A 22,241-nucleotide genomic window follows, 5' to 3' on the forward strand; every position below is an offset into this window, starting at 1 on the left:
TAAACTAATATGTCACAATCCAATTACCGTTTCCTTTTGTTCCTTTTTCTTTTCGTATGTATTGGCTGTGCCAAAAAAGGAAGTATCACCGGCGGTTTGAAAGATACCATTGCCCCAACCCTGAAGATTAGTTTCCCAGAAAATTATAGTACCAATTTTAAAGGTAATCAAATCAAACTCACTTTTGATGAGTATATAAAACTGAAAGGATTAGAAAAACAACTCATCGTTTCACCACCCATGAAAAATGAGCCGTTGATTATACCATCAACTGTAACGAAATACCTTACTATTCAAATCAAAGACACTTTACAACCCAATACAACTTATAGTTTTAATTTTGGACAAAGTATTACCGACAACAACGAGGGCAATCCTTTGAACCAATTCAAGTATGTTTTCTCTACAGGGCCTTATATCGATTCGCTTGCCCTTGGCGGAAGAGTGAAAGATGCTCTTGAGAAAGAAGTAGAATCGTTCGTTTCTGTGATGTTGTATGAAGTGAATGAAAAATTCAAAGATTCGGTGGTGTACACTAACCCTCCAAGATACATTACCAATACGTTGGATAGTTTAAAGACGTTTCGTTTAGAAAATCTAAAGGCGGGAAAATACCTTTTGGTAGCTATGAAAGACCGCAACAACAACAATAAATTCAATCCGAAAACAGACAAAATTGGTTTTCACAAACAATTCGTAACCATCCCAAACGATACGGTGTATGAAATTGAATTGTTCAAAGAAGAACTTCCGTTTAAAGCCTATAAACCCTTCCAAGCCTCAGGCAATCGATTGGTAGTGCCGTATGATGGAAAACAAGATTTTTCGAAGTTAAAACCGAAAATCATCTTGAGAAACAATACTCAAAGTATTGAAAGTATCGTAACTCAATTTCCAAAAAAAGACTCGCTTCAAGTATGGTACAAACCTATAAAAGTAGATTCACTTTTGATGAATATCAAAAAAGAAAGTTATGTAAACGATTTTAGTGTAAAAATCAAAAATCAAAAAAAAGATACACTAAGTATCAGCGCAGTTCAGTCTGGGATTTTGAATATGAGAGAGCATTTCACATTAGAATCCAACACTCCTTTGGTTAAAATTGATCCTTCTAAAATAAATTTAACTGATGGTGCTACCAAAGCAGTAGCATTTACCCCTCGATATGATGATTTTCACCAAAAATTGGTTTTTGATTTCAAAAAAGTACCTGAAGAAAAATATGAATTTAAATTGCTTCCAGGTGCTTTGACTGACTTTTTTGAAAAATCGAATGACACCTTAACCTATAAGATCAACACCAGAAGCGAAACGGATTATGGAAACTTAACAGTTGTTTTGAGTAATACCAAAAGATTCCCTATTATTATAGAACTCACCAATGCCAAAGGAGAAGTTTTAGCCTCTGAATATTCTGAAAAAGCAAACAAAGTCGTCTTCACGTTTTTGGAACCTGCTAATTACACCCTAAGAGCAATTTATGATGATAATAAAAATCAAAAATACGATTCGGGTAATTTCTTAGAAAAAAGACAGTCCGAAGAAGTTATTTATTTCTCTAAAGAAGTAGATGTTCGAGCCAACTGGGAAGTAGAACAATCCTTTGATTTGAGCATTCCTTACACTCCTGAGTCTAAAAAGAAAGAAGACAAGGATAAGAAGAAGAAAAAATAGAAGCGATGAACAATGATGGAATTGATAGTGATTCTTGGATGAAACGAAACTGGAAATGGCTACTTCCAACTACAATTGCAATCCTATTTTTGACTTTTTATACCATTATTCCAGTTTTAAATAACGAAGCTCCTCAATTGATTAAAGCCTATTCTGATACTAAAGTTTTTGAAAAAGCAATTGCCATAGCCAATGCGAATTCGAAAGTTAAAACTACAATCGGAACTATTGAAGCCATCGACAAATTAACTATTTTAGAAGGCAATATTGTTTATTCTAATAACGATACCTCTATAGCTTCGACTATTAGAATCAAAGGAAATCATAACCAAGGAAAAATGGATTTTACAGCCAACAAAAAAGGAAACGAATGGATTTTTCAAAAGATAACCATACGCTGTAAAAATCCAAAAACGGTAATTAGTGTGATTGAATAAAGCGGAACTCTTAATCGATTTACTTGATTTCAAAATCATCTTTATCGTTCAAGAAACCTAGTTTTTGTCGGGTTTCCAATAGTCCTTTTTTATCCAAAGAAGCTATAAAAATGCCTTCGGATTCTTGTGGAGCAACAAGATCTCGACCCAAATAATCTTGCACTTGCGAATGTCCGTTGTATAAATGGTGATTGGCATCTACTCCTATTCTATTCACTCCAATAGTATAACACATATTTTCAATCGCTCGTGCTTTAAGTAAGGCGTCCCAAGCATTAATTCGCATATTGGGCCAATTCGCAACATAAAGTAACACATCGTACGCTTCCATATTTCGTGCAAAAACAGGAAAACGCAAATCATAGCAAATCAGTGGGCAAATTTTCCAACCCAAATAATCAATGATTACTTTTTCTTTGCCAGCAGTATAAGCTTTATCTTCTCCAGCTAAAGTAAACAAGTGTCTTTTGTCATAAAATTGCACTTCTCCCGAAGGAAAAACAAACACCAATCGGTTATAGAAATTTCCTTTATCGGCAATAACCAAACTCCCAGTGATGGCTGCATTTTTTTCTTTAGCCAACTGTTGTAACCATACCATCGTTTCGCCTTGCATCGTTTCTACTACCAAATTAGGATGCATCGTAAAACCTGAGGTAAACATTTCAGGAAGTACAATTAGATCAACTGATTCACTAATCGCATTGATTTTTTCTTCGAACTGAAGGCGATTTGCTACTGGATTTTCCCAGGTTAAGGGAGATTGTAGGATGGCTATTTTCATAAAATAAATTTAATAAAAATTGATTCTTACCGCATAAGACAAAACATCTCTTTACTCCTTGGTAATAAAAAAAACGCATCCAAATAAATAGATGCGTTTTTTTTACTTCTTTGCCTAAAAGACAATTAGAATTATTTCAAACTTGCTGACAAATATTCTCTATTCATACGAGCGATGTTCTCTAATGAAATTCCTTTTGGACATTCGATTTCGCAAGCTCCAGTGTTAGTACAGTTACCAAAACCTTCTTCGTCCATTTGACGTACCATGTTCAATACACGGTTTGTAGCTTCTACTTTCCCTTGTGGTAAAAGTGCATATTGCGAAACTTTAGCACCAACAAACAACATCGCTGAACCATTTTTACAAGTAGCCACACATGCTCCACATCCAATACAAGCAGCAGCTTCAAAAGCTTTGTCTGCATCAGCCTTAGGCACAGGAAGCGTATTCGCATCGATGGTATTACCTGAAGTATTTACAGAAACAAATCCTCCTGCTTGTTGAATTCTTTCGAAAGAAGATCTATCAACAACTAAATCTTTAACTACTGGAAACGCCACACTTCTCCATGGTTCTATTACGATCGTATCCCCGTCGTTGAACATTCTCATGTGTAATTGACAAGTCGTGATTCCTGTATCTGGTCCGTGTGCACGTCCATTGATATACAAAGAACACATTCCGCAAATTCCTTCGCGACAATCGTGATCAAAGGCTACAGGCTCTTTTCTTTCGTTCACTAATTGCTCGTTCAATTGATCTAACATTTCTAGAAACGAACTCGCTGTAGAAACATCATTCAACTTATATGTTTCCATCTTTCCCTTAACTTTAGCGTTTTTTTGACGCCAAATCTGTAAGGTTATATTAATATTTTTTGCTGCACTCATGTTTTTTATTTTTAAAGTGATTAGCTTATAGTCGAATTAATACTAACCGCTAATTTCTATCGCTAATTACTATTTATAATTTCTTGCGGCTATTTTAATAAACTCGTATTTCAATTCTTCTTTATGAAGTACTTCTTGATTGATATCGTCTCCTTTGTACTCCCAAGCTCCAACAAACTTAAAGTTTTCGTCATCTCGAAGTGTTTCACCTTCAGCATCTTGATATTCTTCACGGAAGTGACCACCACAAGATTCTAGACGTTGTAAAGCATCAATTGCCATTAATTGTCCTAATTCAATAAAATCAGCCACACGTAATGCTTTTTCTAATTCAGGATTCAACTCATCTGCACTTCCTGGAACATAAACGTCTTTGTAGAATTCTGCTTTCAAAGCTGCAATTTCAGAAATGGCTTCAGTCAAACCTTTCTCATTACGCCCCATACCTACTTTATTCCACATGATCAATCCTAAACGTTTGTGGAAATGATCTACAGATTTTGTTCCGTTATTGTTCAAGAATTTATCAATCGAATCTTTCACGCTTTTTTCAGCTGCTGCAAATTCAGGTAAATCAGTAGAGATTTTTCCTGTACGAATGTCATCCGCTAAATAATCAGAAACAGTATATGGCAATACGAAATAACCATCAGCCAATCCTTGCATCAAAGCAGAAGCTCCTAAACGGTTGGCTCCGTGATCAGAGAAATTCGCTTCTCCAGCTACGAAACATCCCGGAATAGTTGACTCTAAATTGTAATCAACCCAAACACCCCCCATAGTATAGTGTACCGCTGGATAAATTTTCATTGGAGTTTCGTATGGATTTTCGTCTGTAATTTTTTGGTACATGGTAAACAAGTTACCATATTTTTCTTCTAACCATTTTTTACCTAAAGAAAGAACCTCTTCTTGCGAAGGATTGTGATTTCCTTTAGCAAAAGCTACTTGTTTCCCTTTTGATTGAATCTCAGAAGAGAAATCCAAATACACTCCTTCATTAGTATCATTAGCTTCGATACCGTGACCAGCATCACAAACCTCTTTAGCAGCTCTAGAAGCAACGTCACGAGGCACTAAGTTACCAAACGCAGGATATTTTCTTTCTAAGTAGTAATCTCTATCTTCTTCAGCAATTTGTGTTGGTTTTAGTTTACCTGCACGAATCGCTTCTGCATCTTCTTTTTTCTTTGGTACCCAGATACGTCCAGAGTTTCTTAATGACTCGGACATCAAAGTCAATTTCGATTGATTGGTTCCGTGTACTGGAATACAAGTTGGGTGAATTTGCACAAAACATGGGTTAGCAAACAAAGCACCTTGCTTATGAATTTTCCAGCTTGCAGTAACATTAGAACCCATCGCATTCGTAGACAAGAAATATACATTTCCGTATCCACCTGTTGCAATAATTACTGCGTGAGCCGAATGTCTTTCTAATTCTCCAGTAACTAAATTACGAGCAATGATTCCACGAGCTTTTCCGTTCACTTTTACTAATTCTAGCATTTCGTGACGGTTGTACATGTCAATTTTACCCAAACCAATTTGTCTAGATAAAGCAGAATAAGCTCCTAACAACAACTGTTGTCCGGTTTGTCCTGCAGCATAAAATGTACGTTGTACTTGAGTTCCTCCAAAAGAACGGTTATCCAACATTCCTCCGTAGTCACGCGCAAAAGGAACTCCTTGTGCCACACATTGGTCAATAATATTTCCAGACACTTCAGCCAAACGGTGTACGTTTGCCTCACGTGCTCTATAATCTCCTCCTTTTATCGTATCATAAAACAAACGGAAGGTACTATCTCCGTCATTTTGGTAATTTTTTGCAGCGTTGATCCCTCCTTGAGCTGCAATTGAGTGTGCACGTCGAGGAGAATCTTGATAACAAAATGCTTTAACATTATAACCCATTTCAGCAAAAGATGCTGCTGCAGAGGCTCCGGCTAAACCGGTTCCAACAACGATAATATCAATTTTTGGGCGATTGTTTGGAGCAACTAATCGTAAGTGGTCTTTATAATCTGTCCATTTTTTAGAAATGTGACCTTCAGGTATTTTAGAATCTAATTTCATTTTGATTGATATTAATGATTAAAATGATGAAATAAAGCAATAAATATGAATCCAACAGGAACCACAATTGCAAATGCATATCCTAATTTTTGAATAGTAGCGGAGAATTTGTTGTTGAATCCAACAGATTGGAAAGAAGAACTAAACCCATGCCATAAGTGAATCGCTAATAAAACGAAGGCTACCACATAGATACCTGTACGAACTGGACTTTCAAACTTAGCCACCAATTCTTCAAAATATCTTGTTTCATTGATTGCTCCAGATTCTACATATTTATAAGTCATTTCATGAATCCAAAAATCGAAAAAATGCAAACCTAAAAAGGCCAAAACCACCAATCCAGAAATAATCATATTCCTTGAAGCCCATGAAGCATTAGCAGCTCCATCATATTTTACATAACTTACCGGTCTAGCTTTTCTGTTTTGATACTCTAATACCATACCCATTACAAAGTGGAAAACTACCCCTGCGATAAGTATGGGTTGCATCACAAATTGAATTAAAGGATTGTATCCCATAAAGTGAGACATTGCATTAAAAGCATCTGCACTAAAAACAGACACCATATTGATGAAAAAATGCAATGACAAGAAAGTAATTAAAAAAAGTCCCGATAATGCCATTGCCACTTTTCTAGCAATAGAAGACTTTAACAACGTAGTTTGTGCCATATTTTTTTATATTGATTAATAAAAATTCCACACAAAAATAAGGGAATTAAAAAGGAATCACAACCCTTTCCTATTTATTTATAATGATTTTAAAGTGTTTAACATAAAGCAGCCATAAGGAATAAAAAACCAAAACATACTAAACAAAATTTAAAAAAATCTAAAATAATTAACAAAAAACAAGGCTAAAGACTGAAAATTTAGAAAAAATTAGCGATTTAACAACAAAACAATTTATTTTCCTTTTTATTAAAAAAAATTCACATCCAGAAGAATAAAAGGATAAAAATCTTGCATTTGGCTCCTGTCATTTTACCTTTGCATTTCAAAATTGATATACCATGAAAATCGGAATTGATGCCCTATCCTTTGACGTAGCCAAAATACACTTACCTATACAAACCTTAGCAGAAGCTCGAAATATAGAACCCGCAAAATTGCAAAAAGGACTCGGATTGACGAATATGACACTCGCCGATGCCCATCAAGACACTGTAGTTTTTGGAGCCAATGCCTTGACAAAACTTATCCAAGATCAAAAAATAGCTTTAGACGACATTGCTAGAATTTACGTTGGAACCGAAAGTGCTATTGATAGTTCGAAACCCATCGCTTCGTTTTTGGTAGCCTTGATGGAACAAAAATTTGGAGCAAACAGTTTAAACCATTGCGATGCCGTTGATTTTACTTTTGCTTGTATTGGAGGAGTGGATGCACTACAAAATTGCTTAGATTTTGTAAAATTAAATCCCACTAAAAAAGCCATTGTTGTTACTACTGATTTTGCCAAATACGACCTGAACTCCACCGGAGAATACACCCAAGGCGCAGGAGCTGTAGCCATACTCATCTCTACTAACCCAAGAATTATTGCTTTTGAGAATCATTGGGGCGTTAGCACGAAAGGTGTATTTGACTTTTTTAAACCTTACAGAACTATCTCAAAACTAGAAATCACAGGCAATAATAACAACGAGGCTTGGTTTGATAATTTGGAAGGAGAAATTGAAATTCACAAAGACCAACCGGTGTTTGACGGACAGTATTCAAATCAGTGTTATATGGATCGTACCAAATATGCCTACTTTGCTTTCAAAAAAGAAAAAAACACTTCTGAAACGATTTACAACAACTGGAAAAGCATTGTGATGCATTTACCGTATGCCTTTCAAGGACGACGTATGTTGACCGAAATTTATGCTTTAGATGCAACCGAAGCCATTATTACCGGAAACGAAACTCCAGAAGAATATCAAAACAAACTTAAAGAAATCAGCAAAACTCAGGCTTATCAAGATTTTGTAAGTCAAAAGTTGCAACCTGCAGAAATCGCTTCCTCTTTAATCGGAAACTTATATACAGGTTCTATCTTTATGGGATTGCTATCGACTTTAGCGCATTTTTCAGAGACCAACACTGAAATCGCCAACGAAAAAATGGGCTTTTTAGCCTATGGAAGTGGCTCTAAATCTAAAGTTTTCGAAGGAACCATTCAAGGCGAATGGAAAAAAGCCTTGCAACCTGTAGCACTATTTGAAACGCTAGAAAAAAGCGTCGCTATTGATTTTGAAACCTACGAAAAACTCCACAAAAAGGAACAAAAACAACCCATTCGCACCCCAAAAAACGAATGGATTTTGGATCGTATCGAAAACGAAAATCCCAACTTATTAGGCGCTCGTTATTACAAATGGATGGAGTAGTATAGTTTTTTTAAGGCTGAATTTACTTTACAAATTTGCAACAAAACATAAGGCTGTCTCCAATTTTGAAGACAGCCTTTTTTATTCTGCTATTTATTTTTTACTCTACAGCAATTTGATGGGTTTCAACTTTATCAATACTATAAATTTTGAGTATGTACATTCCTTTTTGTAATCCTTGAACATTAACTTTTGCCTTTGTTTCTTTTACGTCAACAATTGCTTTCACTTGCCCAGTAAAATCAAATAGCTCCCCTTTTAATCTTGTCGATTTATTTGTTTTCGACTTTTCATCTTTCAATTCTATTGTAATCCAATCGCTTGTGGGGTTTGGATAAACAACGTAATCGTTGGAATCATTAGGATTTGGCATTCTTGCAATAGCACCACCTCCACCTGAATCATGTGTAACACTTATAGTTCTAGCACCTCCACAACCACACTCATTGGCACCCATTACTTGAATCAAACCTGATGTTCCAGCATAACCCGTAAACACATTAATACTGCTTCCTGCAGAACTTATGCCTTCAATTTTTTGCCAGTTTTGACCAAAGTAATCAAAAACAGCAACGGTATCATAAGGAAATGGCAACCACCATTCAAAAGAAGTAGCTCCCCGTGGCAAAGCGGAATTTACACTATAAGAAGCTATTGCACCAGATTGAACAGTGGAAGGACCTGCTAAACCAGAAGGTAATCCTAGTGGCTTACCCATCCAAAATGTTTTTGAAACCGTTCTAGTTTGTCCGCAAGAATTCGTGATTACTGCTGTTAGCGTTTGCGATCCATTACTAATGAAATTTAGGGTAGCTTGTGTATTTGACACATTAGACAAAGTCGCAATACTTGTGTTAGATAAACTCCAAACCACAGTCTGACCATTCTCTAAATTAGACAAAGTAAAAGTAGTAGCACCAGAACATAAACTTGAAGCACCTATTATTTGAGCATTACTCGTAAAAGTTGGCGCACCATCATTTATCACAAAAGGTACAGTAGCAATTTGTCCGCAAGCATTAGTTATTGTAGCGGTTAATGTTTGTGCTCCATTGCCTGAAAATGCAACAGTTACTCCTGTATTTGAAGGATTACTCAAAGTACCTATAGCTGTATTTGATAAGCTCCAAGTCACAGTTTGACCTGCTGTGTTAGAAATACTATAGTTACCGCTACCTGAGCAAATCCCTTTGGGTCCTGAAATCTCGGATACCGATACAAATGGAGCCCTGTTAACGCTACAAGACAATATAGCTTGGTTTACATTATTAAGAATAGGTTGTACCGTAACATTAGATGGCAACCCTGTGCCAGGAAACGGAGCAAGTGTAATAGTATTGGTATTTGTAGCTGTACCAGACCAACCACTATAACTCCAAACATAACTCAACGATGCACCTGGTGGAATATTAGTTGCATTAACCGAAAATGATCTAGGACTCGTATCCCCACAAGCCACACTCGTACTAGTTGGCGATAGCGTGAAAGTGGGAGTAGTTTTTGTTAGTGGATATGTACAAGTTTCCCTTGTATTATTTGTCTCAATTTCATAAACCCCATAAAAAATACTACCTGTCGCATCTATATCAGAGGCTTGTAAGGTTGCGCCAAAATTTCCAGACCAATTCTCACCAGTTAATCCAAAAGCAGAATTACCCACAATTAACCCATCTATAAATTTTGGAGTACTACTCCCGTTTCTCAATATATACAAACTTAATTTTGAAGTTGGCTGTACTATATTAGTATTAGACTTTGTAATTCTCAATTTGAATGCTAAACTAACTGTATTGCTAGCCCCGAAATTAATCGCAGAACAGTTGTTTATACTAACACCATTAACTTTTACTTCTTCCAAAAACACTTTAATTTGCCCTTTCATTTGAATTGAATAAAAAGAGATAATAAGCACTACAAACATTAACATTATTTTTTTCATTGTCTTTCTGTTAAGATTATTATTTTTCTAAATGTATCTGTAAACCTAAACCAACTTGAAAATTATCGGCTGTTCTAGAATCAATACTAACAAAACTATGTTCATATTTTATAATCATTTCCAAGCCCACACTACTATTAAAATAAACTACAGGCCCAGTTTTAAAACCATACCGATTGCTAAAGTCAGAACTATTAAAATCTTTTGCATAAGAATAATTTGCTTCTAGAAGCACATTAATCCTATTTTCTGGTTTTAAAAAATAATATCGTAAAAATGGTCTAACACTAATTCCAGAAGTTGAGTTATTATTACCATTAATCCTCGAAAATCCAAAGGATGTTCCTAATCCTCCTACTAGACGGTCTATAAAAAAATATCCTAAATTAGGACTAAATAAAAGTTGTGTGCTGCTTTGTTCTACTGACCCATTAGCATCTTTATTAGTTACACTACTAAAAAACGCATCCCCTCCTACCATCCAATTCCCTTTGGTGATTTGGGCTTGGGAGATTGTTCCTGCAAACAATAAGGCTACTGAGAGTACTCTTAAAAATTTCATTTTTTTCATAATTTAAAGGTTGGTTAAAAGTTGTTTTATTTATTCATAATTTATTGCTTATTACTTTTCTAAATGTATTTGAAATCCCATCCCAACACTAAAAATATTGTATCTTGTGTCAGAACTAAGATTATTAATATTATAATTGAGTGTCATTTCAAACGCAACACTGCTATTAAAATAAATTACCGGCCCTGCTTTAAAATCTACAGCTGTACTATTTTCATTTGAGTTGCTAGTTCCTACATAAGAATAGCCAACCTGAGTTAATACGTTAATTATTTTATCAGGTTTTAGCAAATAATATCTAACATAAGGACCTATACCGTAATTAGTAACTGAACTTCCTCCCTCTGTTTTACTATATGTTAACAAAGGAGTTAAACCCACTCCAAATTTGTCAGCTATAAAGTAACCGACATTGGGTCTCAAGTCAAAGCCGTAAAAATTGAGATTATCAGTCTCGGATTTAAGGTTACCACTAAAAAAACTTCCACTCCCTCCTACCATCCAATTCCCTTTGGTGATTTGGGCTTGGGATACTGTTCCTGCAAACAATAAGGCTACCGTGAGTACTCTTAAAAATTTCATTTTTTTCATAATTTAAAGGTTGGTTAAAAAGTTGTTTTTATTTTTTGGTTGGTTAATTCTTTTTTTGGTATTTAATACTTGTTAACCAAGAAAATCGACGGACTGGTTGTCTATTTTTACTTTAAAATAGTCCATACCAATAGCCTTCAATATTCCATAACGAATACCGTTCTATAAACACAAAAATTGTTTTTGAAATAAACACACTCCCTCTTTACCAAGAGTAAAATAGTTCCTAAAAATTGAAGTGGTATGTATTCTTTGGAACAAAATGTAAGATTAATAACCAAATATAGAAAAACATTTTAATGAAAAAAAAAAAAAAAAATCTTACAAAAATATTATTTTTTTTACCCTAAAAGCATTTTAATGTAGTCATATACCTATAATATTGTCCAGAAAGTAAAAAACAAAATAATGGAGCTTTACCTCTTTTAATGAGAATGGTAGTAAATCTAAGTTGTTTTTCAACTAAACTTCGCCATATATTTCTGAACGATGGCTTCGGTGTTTTCGTTGCGTATTTTTTGATTGAGATGAATGGGTTCTGAGGCGCGCTCTTGGCAATCTTTTACCGCGCAAGTTTCGCAGGTTACACCCACTAATTGTCTAGGCACCACATCGCCTTCTAAGAATTTGAACTTTTTCTTTACCGATGGCGTGATTAAAATCCCCACCGAAATACTTCGCAAACAATCTTTCTTAAACGGATCGGGCGTAGCCGAGGAAAATACCAAATATTCATTGCTGCTGTTTTCGTAACGTGAGACTTGCGCATCAAAAAAATGCGTCTTGCCTTGTTGTAACAATTGCTCAATAGTTTTAATCGACACCCATCTGCGGCAGTAGTGCTCGTTCATTTCATTGGCGTGCGGTTCTTGTTGATTGGTAATATGTAGTTCCTTTTTGATTTGGTAGGTATCGGCACCTATTTTGTGAGACAAACGCAGGAAAAATAAGTTTTTCAAATTAAAATCCTTCGGCAAAATATTCGTCAATCGCTGATAAAAGGATTCTGGAGAGACGTTGAATTGCGTCATCAATTGCACCATTTCTTGTGGTTTTGGATTTTCTTTAGCCAAAAACAAATTCAATTCATCAATCAACTTTTGTCTAGGCAACAACAACGCACCTGCAAAATAAGACGCGTAAAAATTATTCAAGACTTGGTCAAAATTGTCGAATTTAATCCAACTGAACGTATACAAACGCTCTTTGATTTCCATAAAATTATAAGCGATTTCTTTGGCCAACACAAAAGCCTTTTGCCCTTCATCAATTTCGTCCGAAAGCAATAAGGTTTTGCTTGTAGGCACATAAATTGAACGTAAATCACCCATTTCTTCTTGCTCGGAAAACACCAATTCTTTGATGGTATAGCCGTATTCCTCTTTTAGAATCGCCTTTAACTCCTCGATAGAAATGTTTGTGGTTACATCTACGTGAAAAGCTTTGCAAAACAACAATACCTTTTCTTCTAAATCTTCAAAATAATTATTGTGTGCTTCTTGATAAGAACGCAAAGACGCCAAAAAGAAACTTTCACGGGTAAGATTATAATGTTGTGCAATTTCGATAATCGTACTAATAAAGGCCGTCACTTTTGCGGGTGCATTGGCAATAATGTCAATCAAATCTGCTTCTTGGATACCAAACAATTCCAACGGAATTTCTTTTAACACACCCGATTTCAAAATTTCGCCGATAGGCGCTAGATTATTATCGAGTTTCAAAGACACCATTTGGTCATAGGAAACCTCCAATTTTTCGGCCAGCAGAATAATTTTATCCGTTTTGGGATATTTTTTTCCTTTTTCGATCTCGTTCAAATACGATTTGGACAACTCCGTAATCTTCGCCAAACCGAATAAAGACAAATCCTTATTCATTCGAGCCTGCTTGAGTTTAAGCCCAAAAATCAACTTAATATAATCTTTCTCTATGTTCATAAAATCAAAGATAAATTAAAAAACCAAAATACGCAAAAAACATTTTTTTCATTTTTTGCGAACGTTCGCTTGTTTTGTAAAAAACTTTTTGTAGTATTGCAATATCAAAATGAACTAGTTATGAAATGAGCATAGCACTAAATGGCTAATAACCACCAAAAACAATATGCGAATTACATATGACCGATAAAAAATAAAATATCAACATATGAAAACACTAACCGAAACCACCGAAAAAAAATGGCAATTTTTGAATGAAGAAATTGCACAACACGAAAACATTTTAACTGAGGAAGCCATCGATTTTTTGACGGCTTTGCACGAAAATTTCAATGCTAAACGATTGGAACTTTTAGAAGCCCGTAAAGCACAACAAGTCCAATTTGATAATGGTGTGTTACCCACTTTTCCTTTGGAGACCAAAAGCATCAGAGAAAGTAACTGGCAAGCGGCTCCTATCCCAAAAGATTTAATCGATAGACGCGTGGAAATCACTGGACCAGTAGATAGAAAAATGGTGATTAACGCTTTGAACTCGGGTGCCAAAACTTTTATGGCCGATTTTGAAGACAGTACTTCGCCTACTTGGAACAACATCATGGAAGGACAACAAAACCTGAAAGATGCCGTAAACAAAACCATAACACTTGACGACCCATTACGCAATAAAAAATATGCACTAAAAGAAAAAACTGCTGTTTTGATTGTGCGTCCAAGAGGATTGCACTTGAATGAAAAGCACATCTTGATAGAAGACGAAGAAGCTTCTGGTTCTTTGATTGACTTTGGGTTGTATGCTTTTCACAATCACGACCAATTGGCCAGAAACGGTTCGGCTCCTTATTTTTACTTACCCAAATTAGAACATTATTTGGAAGCCAGATGGTGGAACGAAGTGTTTGAATTTGCACAAGAATACCTTGGAGAGCAACACGGTACGTTTAAAGCAACGGTTTTGATTGAGACCATAACCGCTAGTTTTCAGTTGGACGAAATTATCTACGAATTAAGAGACCATATCGTAGGATTGAACTGCGGGCGTTGGGATTACATTTTTTCATACATCAAAAAATTCAGAAATAATCCTGCCTTTATCGTACCGAACCGCGATCAAGTAACGATGACTTCGCCTTTTATGGACGCGTATTCTAAATTGGTGATTCAGCGTTGTCACAAACGCAACATTCACGCAATGGGCGGAATGGCAGCACAAATTCCGATTAAGAATGACCCTGAAGCCAACGATATCGCCTTCAAAAAAGTGATTGCTGACAAAGAAAGAGAAGCGAGAAACGGACACGACGGGACTTGGGTAGCGCATCCTGATTTGGTGCCGATAGCGATGAAAGTGTTTAATGAAAATATGATGACCAAAAATCATATTCACATCAAGAGAGCGGATTTGCACATTACCGAAGCGGATTTGTTGCAAATTCCAGTGGGCACCATTACTGAGGAAGGTATTCGCAAAAACGTAAATGTGGCCGTGCTGTACATCACTTCTTGGCTAAACGAGCAAGGCGCTGCAGCGATTCACCACTTGATGGAAGATGCTGCCACGGCCGAAATTTCAAGGTCGCAATTGTGGCAATGGCTTCAAAATGAGGTGTCGCTGGATACAGGCGAAAAGTTAACCACAAAACTGTACAATCGCATCGCCATGGAAGAATATGAAAAAATCAGAAAGCAAGTGGGTGATCGAGCACACGAGGAAGAAAACTACATCTTGGCAGAAAAATTACTAGACCAACTGGTAGTGAACAAAAAATTTGTAGAGTTCTTGACGATTCTAGGGTATCAGTATTTATAGTGCTTCACAATAACGATTAAAAAAGTAAGCCACGAATTCCACAGATGAACACCAATTTTTATTGCTTTAATTAAACGAATCATAGCAACAAATAAAATTGGCATTTAAAACCTTGCGTCTATTGTTTTTCCAGAAAATCACATTGCTGGCTTTTAGCCCCGATAGCAGTGGCATCCTCTGGACTCGCGAACGAGCGAGGACAGAGATATAACGGAGAGCGGGAACCATACTTCCTGAAAAAGCCCTTTGCTTGCCGCTCCTGATAATTAAATGAAACAAAAAATCTATTATAAACCAACCGAGAATTAAAAAAAAGAAATTATGAAAACCACCGAAACACGCATTCAAGAATTAGTAACTGATTGGTTAACAAACCCAAGATGGGAAGGCATCGAACGTCCTTACACCGCAGAAGAAGTGGTGCAATTGCAAGGTTCGTATCAAATTGAACACAGTATCGCTAGAATGGGCGCTACGAAACTTTGGAACAGATTGCAATCGCAGGATTTTGTTGCCGGATTAGGCGCATTGACCGGTAATCAAGCCATTCAAGAAGTGGAGGCTGGACTAGAAGCGATTTACTTAAGCGGCTGGCAAGTGGCTGCCGATGCGAATGTGGCTGGCGAAATGTATCCTGACCAATCGTTGTATCCTGCCAACAGTGTTCCTTTGGTTGTAAAAAGAATCAACAACGCTTTGTTGCGTGCTGACCAAATTCAAGTGGTGAATAAAACCGCAGATAAAAAAGACTATTTGGTTCCGATTGTAGCGGATGCTGAAGCAGGTTTTGGAGGAAACTTGAACGCTTTTGAATTGATGAAATCGATGATTGAATCAGGCGCAGCGGGTGTACACTTTGAAGACCAATTGAGTTCTGCTAAAAAATGCGGCCACTTGGGCGGAAAAGTATTGGTGCCTACGCAAGAAGCCATCAATAAATTAATCGCTGCACGTTTGGCTGCCGACGTAATGGGAACACCAACCTTGATTGTAGCAAGAACCGACGCAGATGCTGCGAACTTACTAACGAGCGATATCGACCCAAGAGATGCCAAATTCATCACAGGAGAAAAAACAGACGAAGGTTTCTTCTACGTAAACTGCGGTGTGGAGCAAGGTATTGACCGTGGATTGAGTTATGCACCGTATGCGGATTTGATTTGGATGGAAACGAGCAATCCTGATTTGGCTTACGCCAAACAATTTGCCGATGCGATTCACGCGAAATATCCCGGAAAAATGTTGGCTTACAACTGTTCGCCTTCGTTCAACTGGGCAGCGAAACTATCAGTAGCTGAGATGGAAACCTTTAGAGAAGACTTGGCGGCTATGGGGTATAAATTCCAATTCATTACTTTGGCGGGATTCCACGCTTTGAACACGAGTATGTTTGAATTGTCTAAAGCTTACAAAGAAAGAGGTATGGCGGGCTACTCTGAATTGCAAGAAAGAGAATTTGCTTTGCAACAACACGGTTTTAGAGCCGTAAAACACCAAGGTTTTGTGGGGACTAGCTATTTTGACGCCGTTCAAAATACGGTTACTACCGGAAAAGCGTCTACAACCGCAATGAAAGACTCAACAGAAGTGGCACAATTTTAAAAATATTTTAGAAGTTTATACCGATTATGTATTCAATATAGTCCAATAAAAATTGAACTATTTTCATACTATATCGGCATTATACCTGAACTCTTTTGGACTAAAATGTATTTTTTTAGTATAATTGTTAAAGATGTTTGCCAAAAAAAGGCACGAAACCAACTTGGAATCGTGCCTTTTGTATTTATTTTAAATCGTGTCAATACGAAAAATCTTTGTTGAAATTTAACCGCAAGGTTCGCAAAGGTTTACGCAAGGTTCGCAAAAAACTTAAATGCCTTAAATGGTTCAAAAAAAAGTCATTAATCAAATCCTTTTAAAGCAAAACCTACGTAATTGATGGTTGCTTTTCCAAACAGATTATTTAGGCGCTAGAATTTCGAAAGGTGTTGTTGCTTTCTCTTTGTCTTTAGAAAGTGTCCAAGTGTATTTAGCTACTGGCAAATAATACTTGCCGTTTTTAGCAGGCGTTATTTTTAGCTTTTTATCTTTTGCCATCCATTTGTCGGCCGCAGCTTTGTCGATAGACAAATCGTACACCACTTTATTCAATCCTTTTTGAGCGGCAACAGTAGTTGTATACACGATTTCTTTGGAAGGATTTTCTAATTTAACGCTTACATTTCCAACCGAATTTGAATAAAACCAAAGCTCATTTTTTGGAATAAACTCGTCACCCCAAGCGCCACGTTTCGAACCCCATCTTTCGGATTTGGTTGTGTTTTTGATTTCATACACGTAAAGCGTTTTGTCTAAAACCTCCTTTTTCAATTCTTGTACTTGTTTCAAACTCACTTTATACACAGAACGACCGTGTGTCCCCACAATTAAATCTTTGGCTTTCTTTTGAATCACCAAATCGTGCACTGCTACAGGTGGCATTCCGTTAGAGAAATCTTGCCAAGAAGCGCCTCCGTCAACAGAAATGTACAAGCCATTATCAGTTCCTACATACAACACGCTATCCAAAACGCTGTCTTCTAAAATCACATTGACTGGACTTGCAGGAAGATTGTTCGCTACACTTTTCCAAGTTTGCCCAGCATCTTCTGACACATACACATAACTGGTAAAATCGTCATTTCTGTAGCCATTAAGTGTGACATAAACACGCTCTTTTTTGTGCGCAGAAGCCACTACTCTACTTACCCAAAGGTTTTGTGGTAAAGTAGTAGAAATCACTTTCCAACTCGCTCCACCATTATTACTGAATTGCACTAAACCATCATCGCTACCCGTATACAACACTCCAAACTCGAAAGGACTTTCACTGATGGTCGTCAAGGTTCCAAAAGCTACATTTCCTTGTTTACCTCCTTGAGTCAAATCCGGTGAAATAGCCGTCCAAGTATCGCCTTGATTCATAGAACGGTGTAAAAAATTAGACCCTAAATACAAAATGTCTTGATTGTGAGATGACAATAAAATAGGCGATTGCCAATTGTATCGATAAGGTTTATCTCCTTTTTTGGCTTTCGGCGCAATGAACTTACTTTTAGATTCATCAGCGCGATTGATGCGGTAGTAACTTCCGTATTGGTATCCTGTAAAAACGATATTTGGATTGCGCTTATCAATTTGGATTTGCATCCCATCGCCTCCCATTAATCTGGCATAAGGATACTTTCCTTCTTGTTGCCAACCGATAGAAGCACTGTAATTACTCGCACCAACCCAAACGCCATTATCCTGCAACCCACCATAAATATTATACGGTTCTTGTTCGTCGACATTCACCGCATAAAACTGTCCCACTGGAATACTGTTGCATAACTGCCACGATTTTCCATTATCATAGGTAATATTCAAACCACCATCGTTTCCGTTAACCAAATGATTCGGATTGTTAGGATTGATCCAAACCACGTGATGATCAGAGTGTACATTGTCACCATCAATAGCTTGAAATGTTTTGCCTCCATTATCTGAAAACAACAACGGAACGCCAGTAATATAAATTCGTTCTTGGTTTTTTGGGTCTACCGTGATGTCACCAAAATAATAGCCGTAGCTAGAGTAAAAATCATCAATAAAGCTCGTATTGGTTTTTACCCAAGTTTTCCCTCCGTTACTAGATTTGAAAACTTCGGCACCAATTACCTCTGGATCTTCATCGTTGGGATCTTTTTCTTTTTTAGCCGATGGACGCATTTTTTGATTATCCATCACCGCATAAATACTATCTGAAGTAAAAGCTGATAATCCAATACGCCCGACGAATTCATCCGAAGGAAAGCCACTTTCTGGGGTAGAAATCAACTGCCAAGTCGATCCTGCATCGATACTTTTATAAATACCAGAAGCTTTTCCGTTTCCATTGAAATTGTGTGCTTTTCTGTCTTTCTGCCAGGCACTGGCGTACATAACGTCAAAATTATTTTCTGCCACAGCCATATCAATTACTCCCGTTTCATCATTTACAAACAACACTTGTTGCCACGATTTTCCACCATCGGTCGTTTTAAAAACACCTCTTTCCTTGTTTTTGGTAAATAAATGTCCCGCCACTCCAACAACGATCTCTTGGCTATTTTTTGGGTTGACCAAAATTTTACTGATGTGATGACTGTCGGTCAATCCAATATTTTTCCAGGTTTTTCCTTTGTCAAAGGATTGTAACAAACCTATTCCTGCATAAGAAGATCTCGAAGAATTGATTTCTCCTGTACCTACCAGAATCATTCCTGATTTCCAGTCCACAAAGACAGAACCACAATTTAGTGTAGGCGCCGTATCCATCACAGGTTCCATTCGCAAACCATTCGTATTCGAATACCACAAACCACCTGAGGCATAAGCTACATAAAATTCGATAGGATTCTCAGGATTTACCGCCACGTCAACTACGCGTCCACTCATTACTGTGGGTCCAACATTTTGCAAAGTCAACTCCTGAAACAAAGTTGGCGTTGTGGTAGTAGTACCATTTTGGCCCCAGGAAACACTAAAGGTCAAGGCACTGATTAAGAAGGCAATTTTTTTCATATGTAAAAACTATTTGTTTTTAGAGGAATAAGGAAGTCGCACAAAAATTAATCTCTCTTTGAACTAATTTTAGGCCTTGCGACTTTCATTTGCATCAATTTTGAACGAAAATTAAGCATTAAAATAGAGACTCAAAAATTTTATACCCAAATTAACACCCGTTTCTACTAAAGTTACTATTTTTGAGTATTACTAATAAATAATTGGTTGTTATGAAATATCATCAAATAAACAGTGGGCTTTTTGTAAAAAATAGAGAAAAATTCACTGCTCAAATGAAACCGAAAAGCGTTGCGGTTTTTAATTCAAACGACATATATCCTGTTTCTGCCGATAGCACTTTACCTTTTGCACAGCATAGAGATATTTTCTATTTATCCGGTGTAGATCAAGAAGAAAGCATTTTGTTATTGTTCCCAGATGCACCTTACGAACACTTGAAAGAAATCCTTTTCTTGAGAGAAACCAATGAGCACATTGCGATTTGGGAAGGAGAAAAACTAACCAAAGAACGTGCGTTTCAGGTATCAGGAATCAAAACAGTTTTCTGGCTACAAGATTTTGACAAAACCTTGAAAGAAATCATGATGTATACCGAAGTGATGTACATCAACACCAACGAGCACTATCGTTCAGCCGTAGAAATCGAAACTCGCGAAGACCGTTTTATCAAAAAATGGAAAGCACAATATCCTGCACATACGGTAGCCAAAAGCAACCCCATTTTGCAACGCATTCGCTCCATAAAAGAAACCGAAGAAATCGATTTGATCCAACAAGCGTGTAACATCACCGAAAAAGGATTCCGTCGTTTGCTTTCTTTTGTGAAACCCAACGTAATGGAATATGAGGTAGAAGCCGAATTGATTCACGAGTTCGTTCGCAACCGTTCCAAAGGGTTTGCCTACACACCCATTATTGCTTCTGGAAATAATGCCAATGTCTTGCATTACATCGAAAACAACCAACAATGCAAAGCAGGCGATTTATTGTTGCTAGATGTAGCGGCCGAATACGCCAATTATTCCAGCGATTTAACCCGTACCATACCAGTTTCTGGGCGCTATTCTGAAAGACAAAAAGCCGTGTACAACGCAGTACTTCGAGTAAAAAACGAAGCAACAAAAATGCTTACGCCAGGTACACTTTGGAAACAATATCACGTAGAAGTGGGCAAAATTATGACTTCTGAATTATTAGGTTTAGGTCTGATTGACAAAGCCGATGTTCAAAATGAAAATCCTGATTGGCCTGCTTACAAAAAATATTTTATGCACGGGACTTCTCACCATATGGGACTCGACACGCACGATTACGGATTGCTCCACGAACCAATGGAAGCCAATATGGTGTTTACCGTAGAACCTGGAATTTATATTCCTGCCGAAGGTTTTGGTATCCGAATTGAAGACGATGTGGTGATTCAAAAATCAGGCGAACCGTTCAATTTGATGCGCAACATTCCGATAGAAGTAGACGAAATCGAAAGCTTAATGAACGCATAAAGTTCAACCGCAAATTCGCAAATTGAAGCGAAATTGTACATCAAAAAACCTAAACAACAAACGGCATCTATTTTGGATGCCGTTTTTTTATGCCTAAATAATGTAACATTTCCATTTAACCACTTACTAATTTCTTAAACCTTAAAACACAAAATCATGATAGCACACGAAATAGACTACCATATTTATGGCGAAGAAATGCAATATGTAGAAATAGAACTCGACCCACAAGAAATTGTCATTGCCGAGGCGGGAAGTTTTATGATGATGGACAATGGCATCCAAATGGAAACCATTTTCGGAGACGGTTCCCAACAACAAACGGGTTTGTTCGGTAAATTATTGAGCGCAGGAAAAAGAGTTTTAACAGGAGAAAGTCTGTTCATGACTGCTTTTATCAATCAAAATTACAACAAAAGCAAAGTCTGTTTTGCCTCGCCTTATCCCGGAAAAATCATTCCCATTGATTTGAGACAATTTCGCGGAAAATTCATTTGTCAAAAGAACGCTTTCCTTTGCGCTGCCAAAGGTGTAGCCGTGGGTATTGAATTCTCCAAAAAATTAGGCACTGGCCTTTTTGGCGGCGAAGGTTTCATCATGCAAAAACTAGAAGGCGACGGAATGGCTTTCGTACATTCAGGCGGAACTTTAGCCAAAAAAGAATTACAACCTGGCGAAATCCTCAAAGTAGACACCGGCTGTATCGTAGGTTTCACCCAAGATGTCGATTATGATATCGAGTTTATTGGCGGCATCAAAAACTCTCTTTTTGGTGGCGAAGGCTTGTTTTACGCGACTTTGCGTGGCCCTGGAACAGTGTACATTCAGTCGCTTCCGTTCTCTAGATTGGCCGATCGTATCATTGCTTCAGCCCCAAGAGCCGGTGGCAGTAGCCGTGAAGAAGGCAGCCTTTTGGGCGGACTCGGCAATCTTTTAGACGGCGATAACCGCTTTTAATAGCAGAAAAATTTCAAAAACACCCTACCCCAAAAGACACCAATTTTGGGGTATTTTTTTTTAGGAGCAGTAAACACAGGAATTTTTTGAAAAC

16 protein-coding genes are annotated in these 22,241 nt (G+C 37.1%); 7 read left to right on the top strand and 9 right to left on the bottom strand.

Translation table 11 applies throughout. The features are described 5' to 3' along the window. Positions 1–9: 9 nt before the first annotated feature. Both FLB_RS09565 and FLB_RS09570 read left to right on the top strand, forming a co-directional pair. Positions 10–1,674, top strand: coding sequence for an Ig-like domain-containing protein (locus FLB_RS09565; protein WP_064715729.1), 1,665 nt, complete (start codon positions 10–12; stop codon positions 1,672–1,674). A gap of 5 nt (positions 1,675–1,679) precedes the next feature. Then, complete coding sequence (locus tag FLB_RS09570; protein WP_064715730.1) at positions 1,680–2,111, top strand: cytochrome c oxidase assembly factor Coa1 family protein; 432 nt, start codon at positions 1,680–1,682, stop codon at positions 2,109–2,111. A 19-nt stretch (positions 2,112–2,130) separates the two neighbouring features. Here the strand turns inward: FLB_RS09570 and FLB_RS09575 are convergent, their stop codons facing one another. The 4 genes from FLB_RS09575 to FLB_RS09590 form a co-directional block, all read right to left on the bottom strand. Continuing rightward, positions 2,131–2,895, bottom strand: a complete 765-nt coding sequence (locus FLB_RS09575; RefSeq protein ID WP_064715731.1) for an amidohydrolase — start codon at positions 2,893–2,895, stop codon at positions 2,131–2,133. Positions 2,896–3,026: 131 nt separating this feature from the next. Further along, positions 3,027–3,788 carry a succinate dehydrogenase/fumarate reductase iron-sulfur subunit gene (locus tag FLB_RS09580; protein ID WP_064715732.1) on the bottom strand — a complete coding sequence of 254 codons (762 nt, stop codon included), beginning with the start codon at positions 3,786–3,788 and terminating at the stop codon, positions 3,027–3,029. 69 nt (positions 3,789–3,857) lie between these two features. Further along, positions 3,858–5,867, bottom strand: a complete 2,010-nt coding sequence (locus FLB_RS09585) for a fumarate reductase/succinate dehydrogenase flavoprotein subunit (protein ID WP_064715733.1) — start codon at positions 5,865–5,867, stop codon at positions 3,858–3,860. Positions 5,868–5,878: 11 nt separating this feature from the next. After that, positions 5,879–6,544 (bottom strand): succinate dehydrogenase cytochrome b subunit, encoded by a 666-nt coding sequence (locus FLB_RS09590; RefSeq protein WP_064715734.1) that lies wholly within the window; start codon positions 6,542–6,544, stop codon positions 5,879–5,881. A 341-nt stretch (positions 6,545–6,885) separates the two neighbouring features. Between FLB_RS09590 and FLB_RS09595 the strand changes: the two genes are divergently transcribed. Next, a complete protein-coding gene (locus tag FLB_RS09595) occupies positions 6,886–8,247 on the top strand; it encodes a hydroxymethylglutaryl-CoA synthase family protein (protein ID WP_064715735.1) in 1,362 nt (453 codons plus the stop codon). Positions 8,248–8,347: 100 nt separating this feature from the next. Here FLB_RS09595 and FLB_RS09600 read toward each other — a convergent pair whose 3' ends face one another. The 4 genes from FLB_RS09600 to FLB_RS09615 form a co-directional block, all read right to left on the bottom strand. Beyond that, complete coding sequence (locus FLB_RS09600) at positions 8,348–10,186, bottom strand: T9SS type A sorting domain-containing protein (protein WP_064715736.1); 1,839 nt, start codon at positions 10,184–10,186, stop codon at positions 8,348–8,350. 19 nt (positions 10,187–10,205) lie between these two features. Beyond that, the gene (locus tag FLB_RS09605; RefSeq protein WP_197488953.1) at positions 10,206–10,748 is read right to left on the bottom strand and encodes a hypothetical protein; all 543 of its coding nucleotides are present in this window, start codon (positions 10,746–10,748) and stop codon (positions 10,206–10,208) included. A gap of 60 nt (positions 10,749–10,808) precedes the next feature. After that, positions 10,809–11,339, bottom strand: coding sequence for an outer membrane beta-barrel protein (locus FLB_RS09610; protein WP_157490594.1), 531 nt, complete (start codon positions 11,337–11,339; stop codon positions 10,809–10,811). Positions 11,340–11,806: 467 nt separating this feature from the next. Continuing rightward, positions 11,807–13,288, bottom strand: coding sequence for an ImmA/IrrE family metallo-endopeptidase (locus FLB_RS09615; protein ID WP_064715739.1), 1,482 nt, complete (start codon positions 13,286–13,288; stop codon positions 11,807–11,809). 208 nt (positions 13,289–13,496) lie between these two features. On the opposite strand from FLB_RS09615, the gene aceB reads away from it, so the two are divergent. Both aceB and aceA read left to right on the top strand, forming a co-directional pair. Beyond that, positions 13,497–15,098, top strand: coding sequence for a malate synthase A (aceB, locus tag FLB_RS09620; protein ID WP_064715740.1), 1,602 nt, complete (start codon positions 13,497–13,499; stop codon positions 15,096–15,098). A 321-nt stretch (positions 15,099–15,419) separates the two neighbouring features. Beyond that, on the top strand, positions 15,420–16,700 hold the full coding sequence (aceA, locus tag FLB_RS09625; RefSeq protein ID WP_064715741.1) for an isocitrate lyase: 1,281 nt from the start codon (positions 15,420–15,422) through the stop codon (positions 16,698–16,700). Positions 16,701–17,060: 360 nt separating this feature from the next. On the opposite strand, the gene FLB_RS09630 is transcribed toward aceA, so the two are convergent. Next, entirely contained in the window at positions 17,061–19,685 is a 2,625-nt protein-coding gene (locus FLB_RS09630; RefSeq protein WP_064715742.1) for a WD40/YVTN/BNR-like repeat-containing protein, read from the bottom strand. Positions 19,686–19,897: 212 nt separating this feature from the next. Here FLB_RS09630 and FLB_RS09635 point away from each other — a divergent pair, with 212 nt between their 5' ends. Together FLB_RS09635 and FLB_RS09640 are read left to right on the top strand one after the other, a co-directional pair. Next, positions 19,898–21,190, top strand: a complete 1,293-nt coding sequence (locus tag FLB_RS09635; protein ID WP_064715743.1) for an aminopeptidase P family protein — start codon at positions 19,898–19,900, stop codon at positions 21,188–21,190. 156 nt (positions 21,191–21,346) lie between these two features. After that, entirely contained in the window at positions 21,347–22,147 is an 801-nt protein-coding gene (locus tag FLB_RS09640; protein WP_064715744.1) for a TIGR00266 family protein, read from the top strand. Positions 22,148–22,241: the final 94 nt, after the last annotated feature.

Source organism: Flavobacterium succinicans, from assembly GCF_001662485.1.
Lineage (GTDB): Bacteria > Bacteroidota > Bacteroidia > Flavobacteriales > Flavobacteriaceae > Flavobacterium > Flavobacterium succinicans_A.

Coding starts and splice junctions, on each gene's coding strand:
- FLB_RS09600 (WP_064715736.1), bottom strand. CDS start 10,186: ATGAAAAAAATAATGTTAATGTTTGTAGTGCTTATTATCTCTTTTTAT.
- FLB_RS09630 (WP_064715742.1), bottom strand. CDS start 19,685: ATGAAAAAAATTGCCTTCTTAATCAGTGCCTTGACCTTTAGTGTTTCC.
- FLB_RS09615 (WP_064715739.1), bottom strand. CDS start 13,288: ATGAACATAGAGAAAGATTATATTAAGTTGATTTTTGGGCTTAAACTC.
- FLB_RS09570 (WP_064715730.1), top strand. CDS start 1,680: ATGAACAATGATGGAATTGATAGTGATTCTTGGATGAAACGAAACTGG.
- FLB_RS09595 (WP_064715735.1), top strand. CDS start 6,886: ATGAAAATCGGAATTGATGCCCTATCCTTTGACGTAGCCAAAATACAC.
- FLB_RS09590 (WP_064715734.1), bottom strand. CDS start 6,544: ATGGCACAAACTACGTTGTTAAAGTCTTCTATTGCTAGAAAAGTGGCA.
- FLB_RS09640 (WP_064715744.1), top strand. CDS start 21,347: ATGATAGCACACGAAATAGACTACCATATTTATGGCGAAGAAATGCAA.
- FLB_RS09580 (WP_064715732.1), bottom strand. CDS start 3,788: ATGAGTGCAGCAAAAAATATTAATATAACCTTACAGATTTGGCGTCAA.
- FLB_RS09605 (WP_197488953.1), bottom strand. CDS start 10,748: ATGAAATTTTTAAGAGTACTCTCAGTAGCCTTATTGTTTGCAGGAACA.
- FLB_RS09565 (WP_064715729.1), top strand. CDS start 10: ATGTCACAATCCAATTACCGTTTCCTTTTGTTCCTTTTTCTTTTCGTA.
- FLB_RS09575 (WP_064715731.1), bottom strand. CDS start 2,895: ATGAAAATAGCCATCCTACAATCTCCCTTAACCTGGGAAAATCCAGTA.
- aceA (WP_064715741.1), top strand. CDS start 15,420: ATGAAAACCACCGAAACACGCATTCAAGAATTAGTAACTGATTGGTTA.
- FLB_RS09585 (WP_064715733.1), bottom strand. CDS start 5,867: ATGAAATTAGATTCTAAAATACCTGAAGGTCACATTTCTAAAAAATGG.
- FLB_RS09610 (WP_157490594.1), bottom strand. CDS start 11,339: ATGAAATTTTTAAGAGTACTCACGGTAGCCTTATTGTTTGCAGGAACA.
- aceB (WP_064715740.1), top strand. CDS start 13,497: ATGAAAACACTAACCGAAACCACCGAAAAAAAATGGCAATTTTTGAAT.
- FLB_RS09635 (WP_064715743.1), top strand. CDS start 19,898: ATGAAATATCATCAAATAAACAGTGGGCTTTTTGTAAAAAATAGAGAA.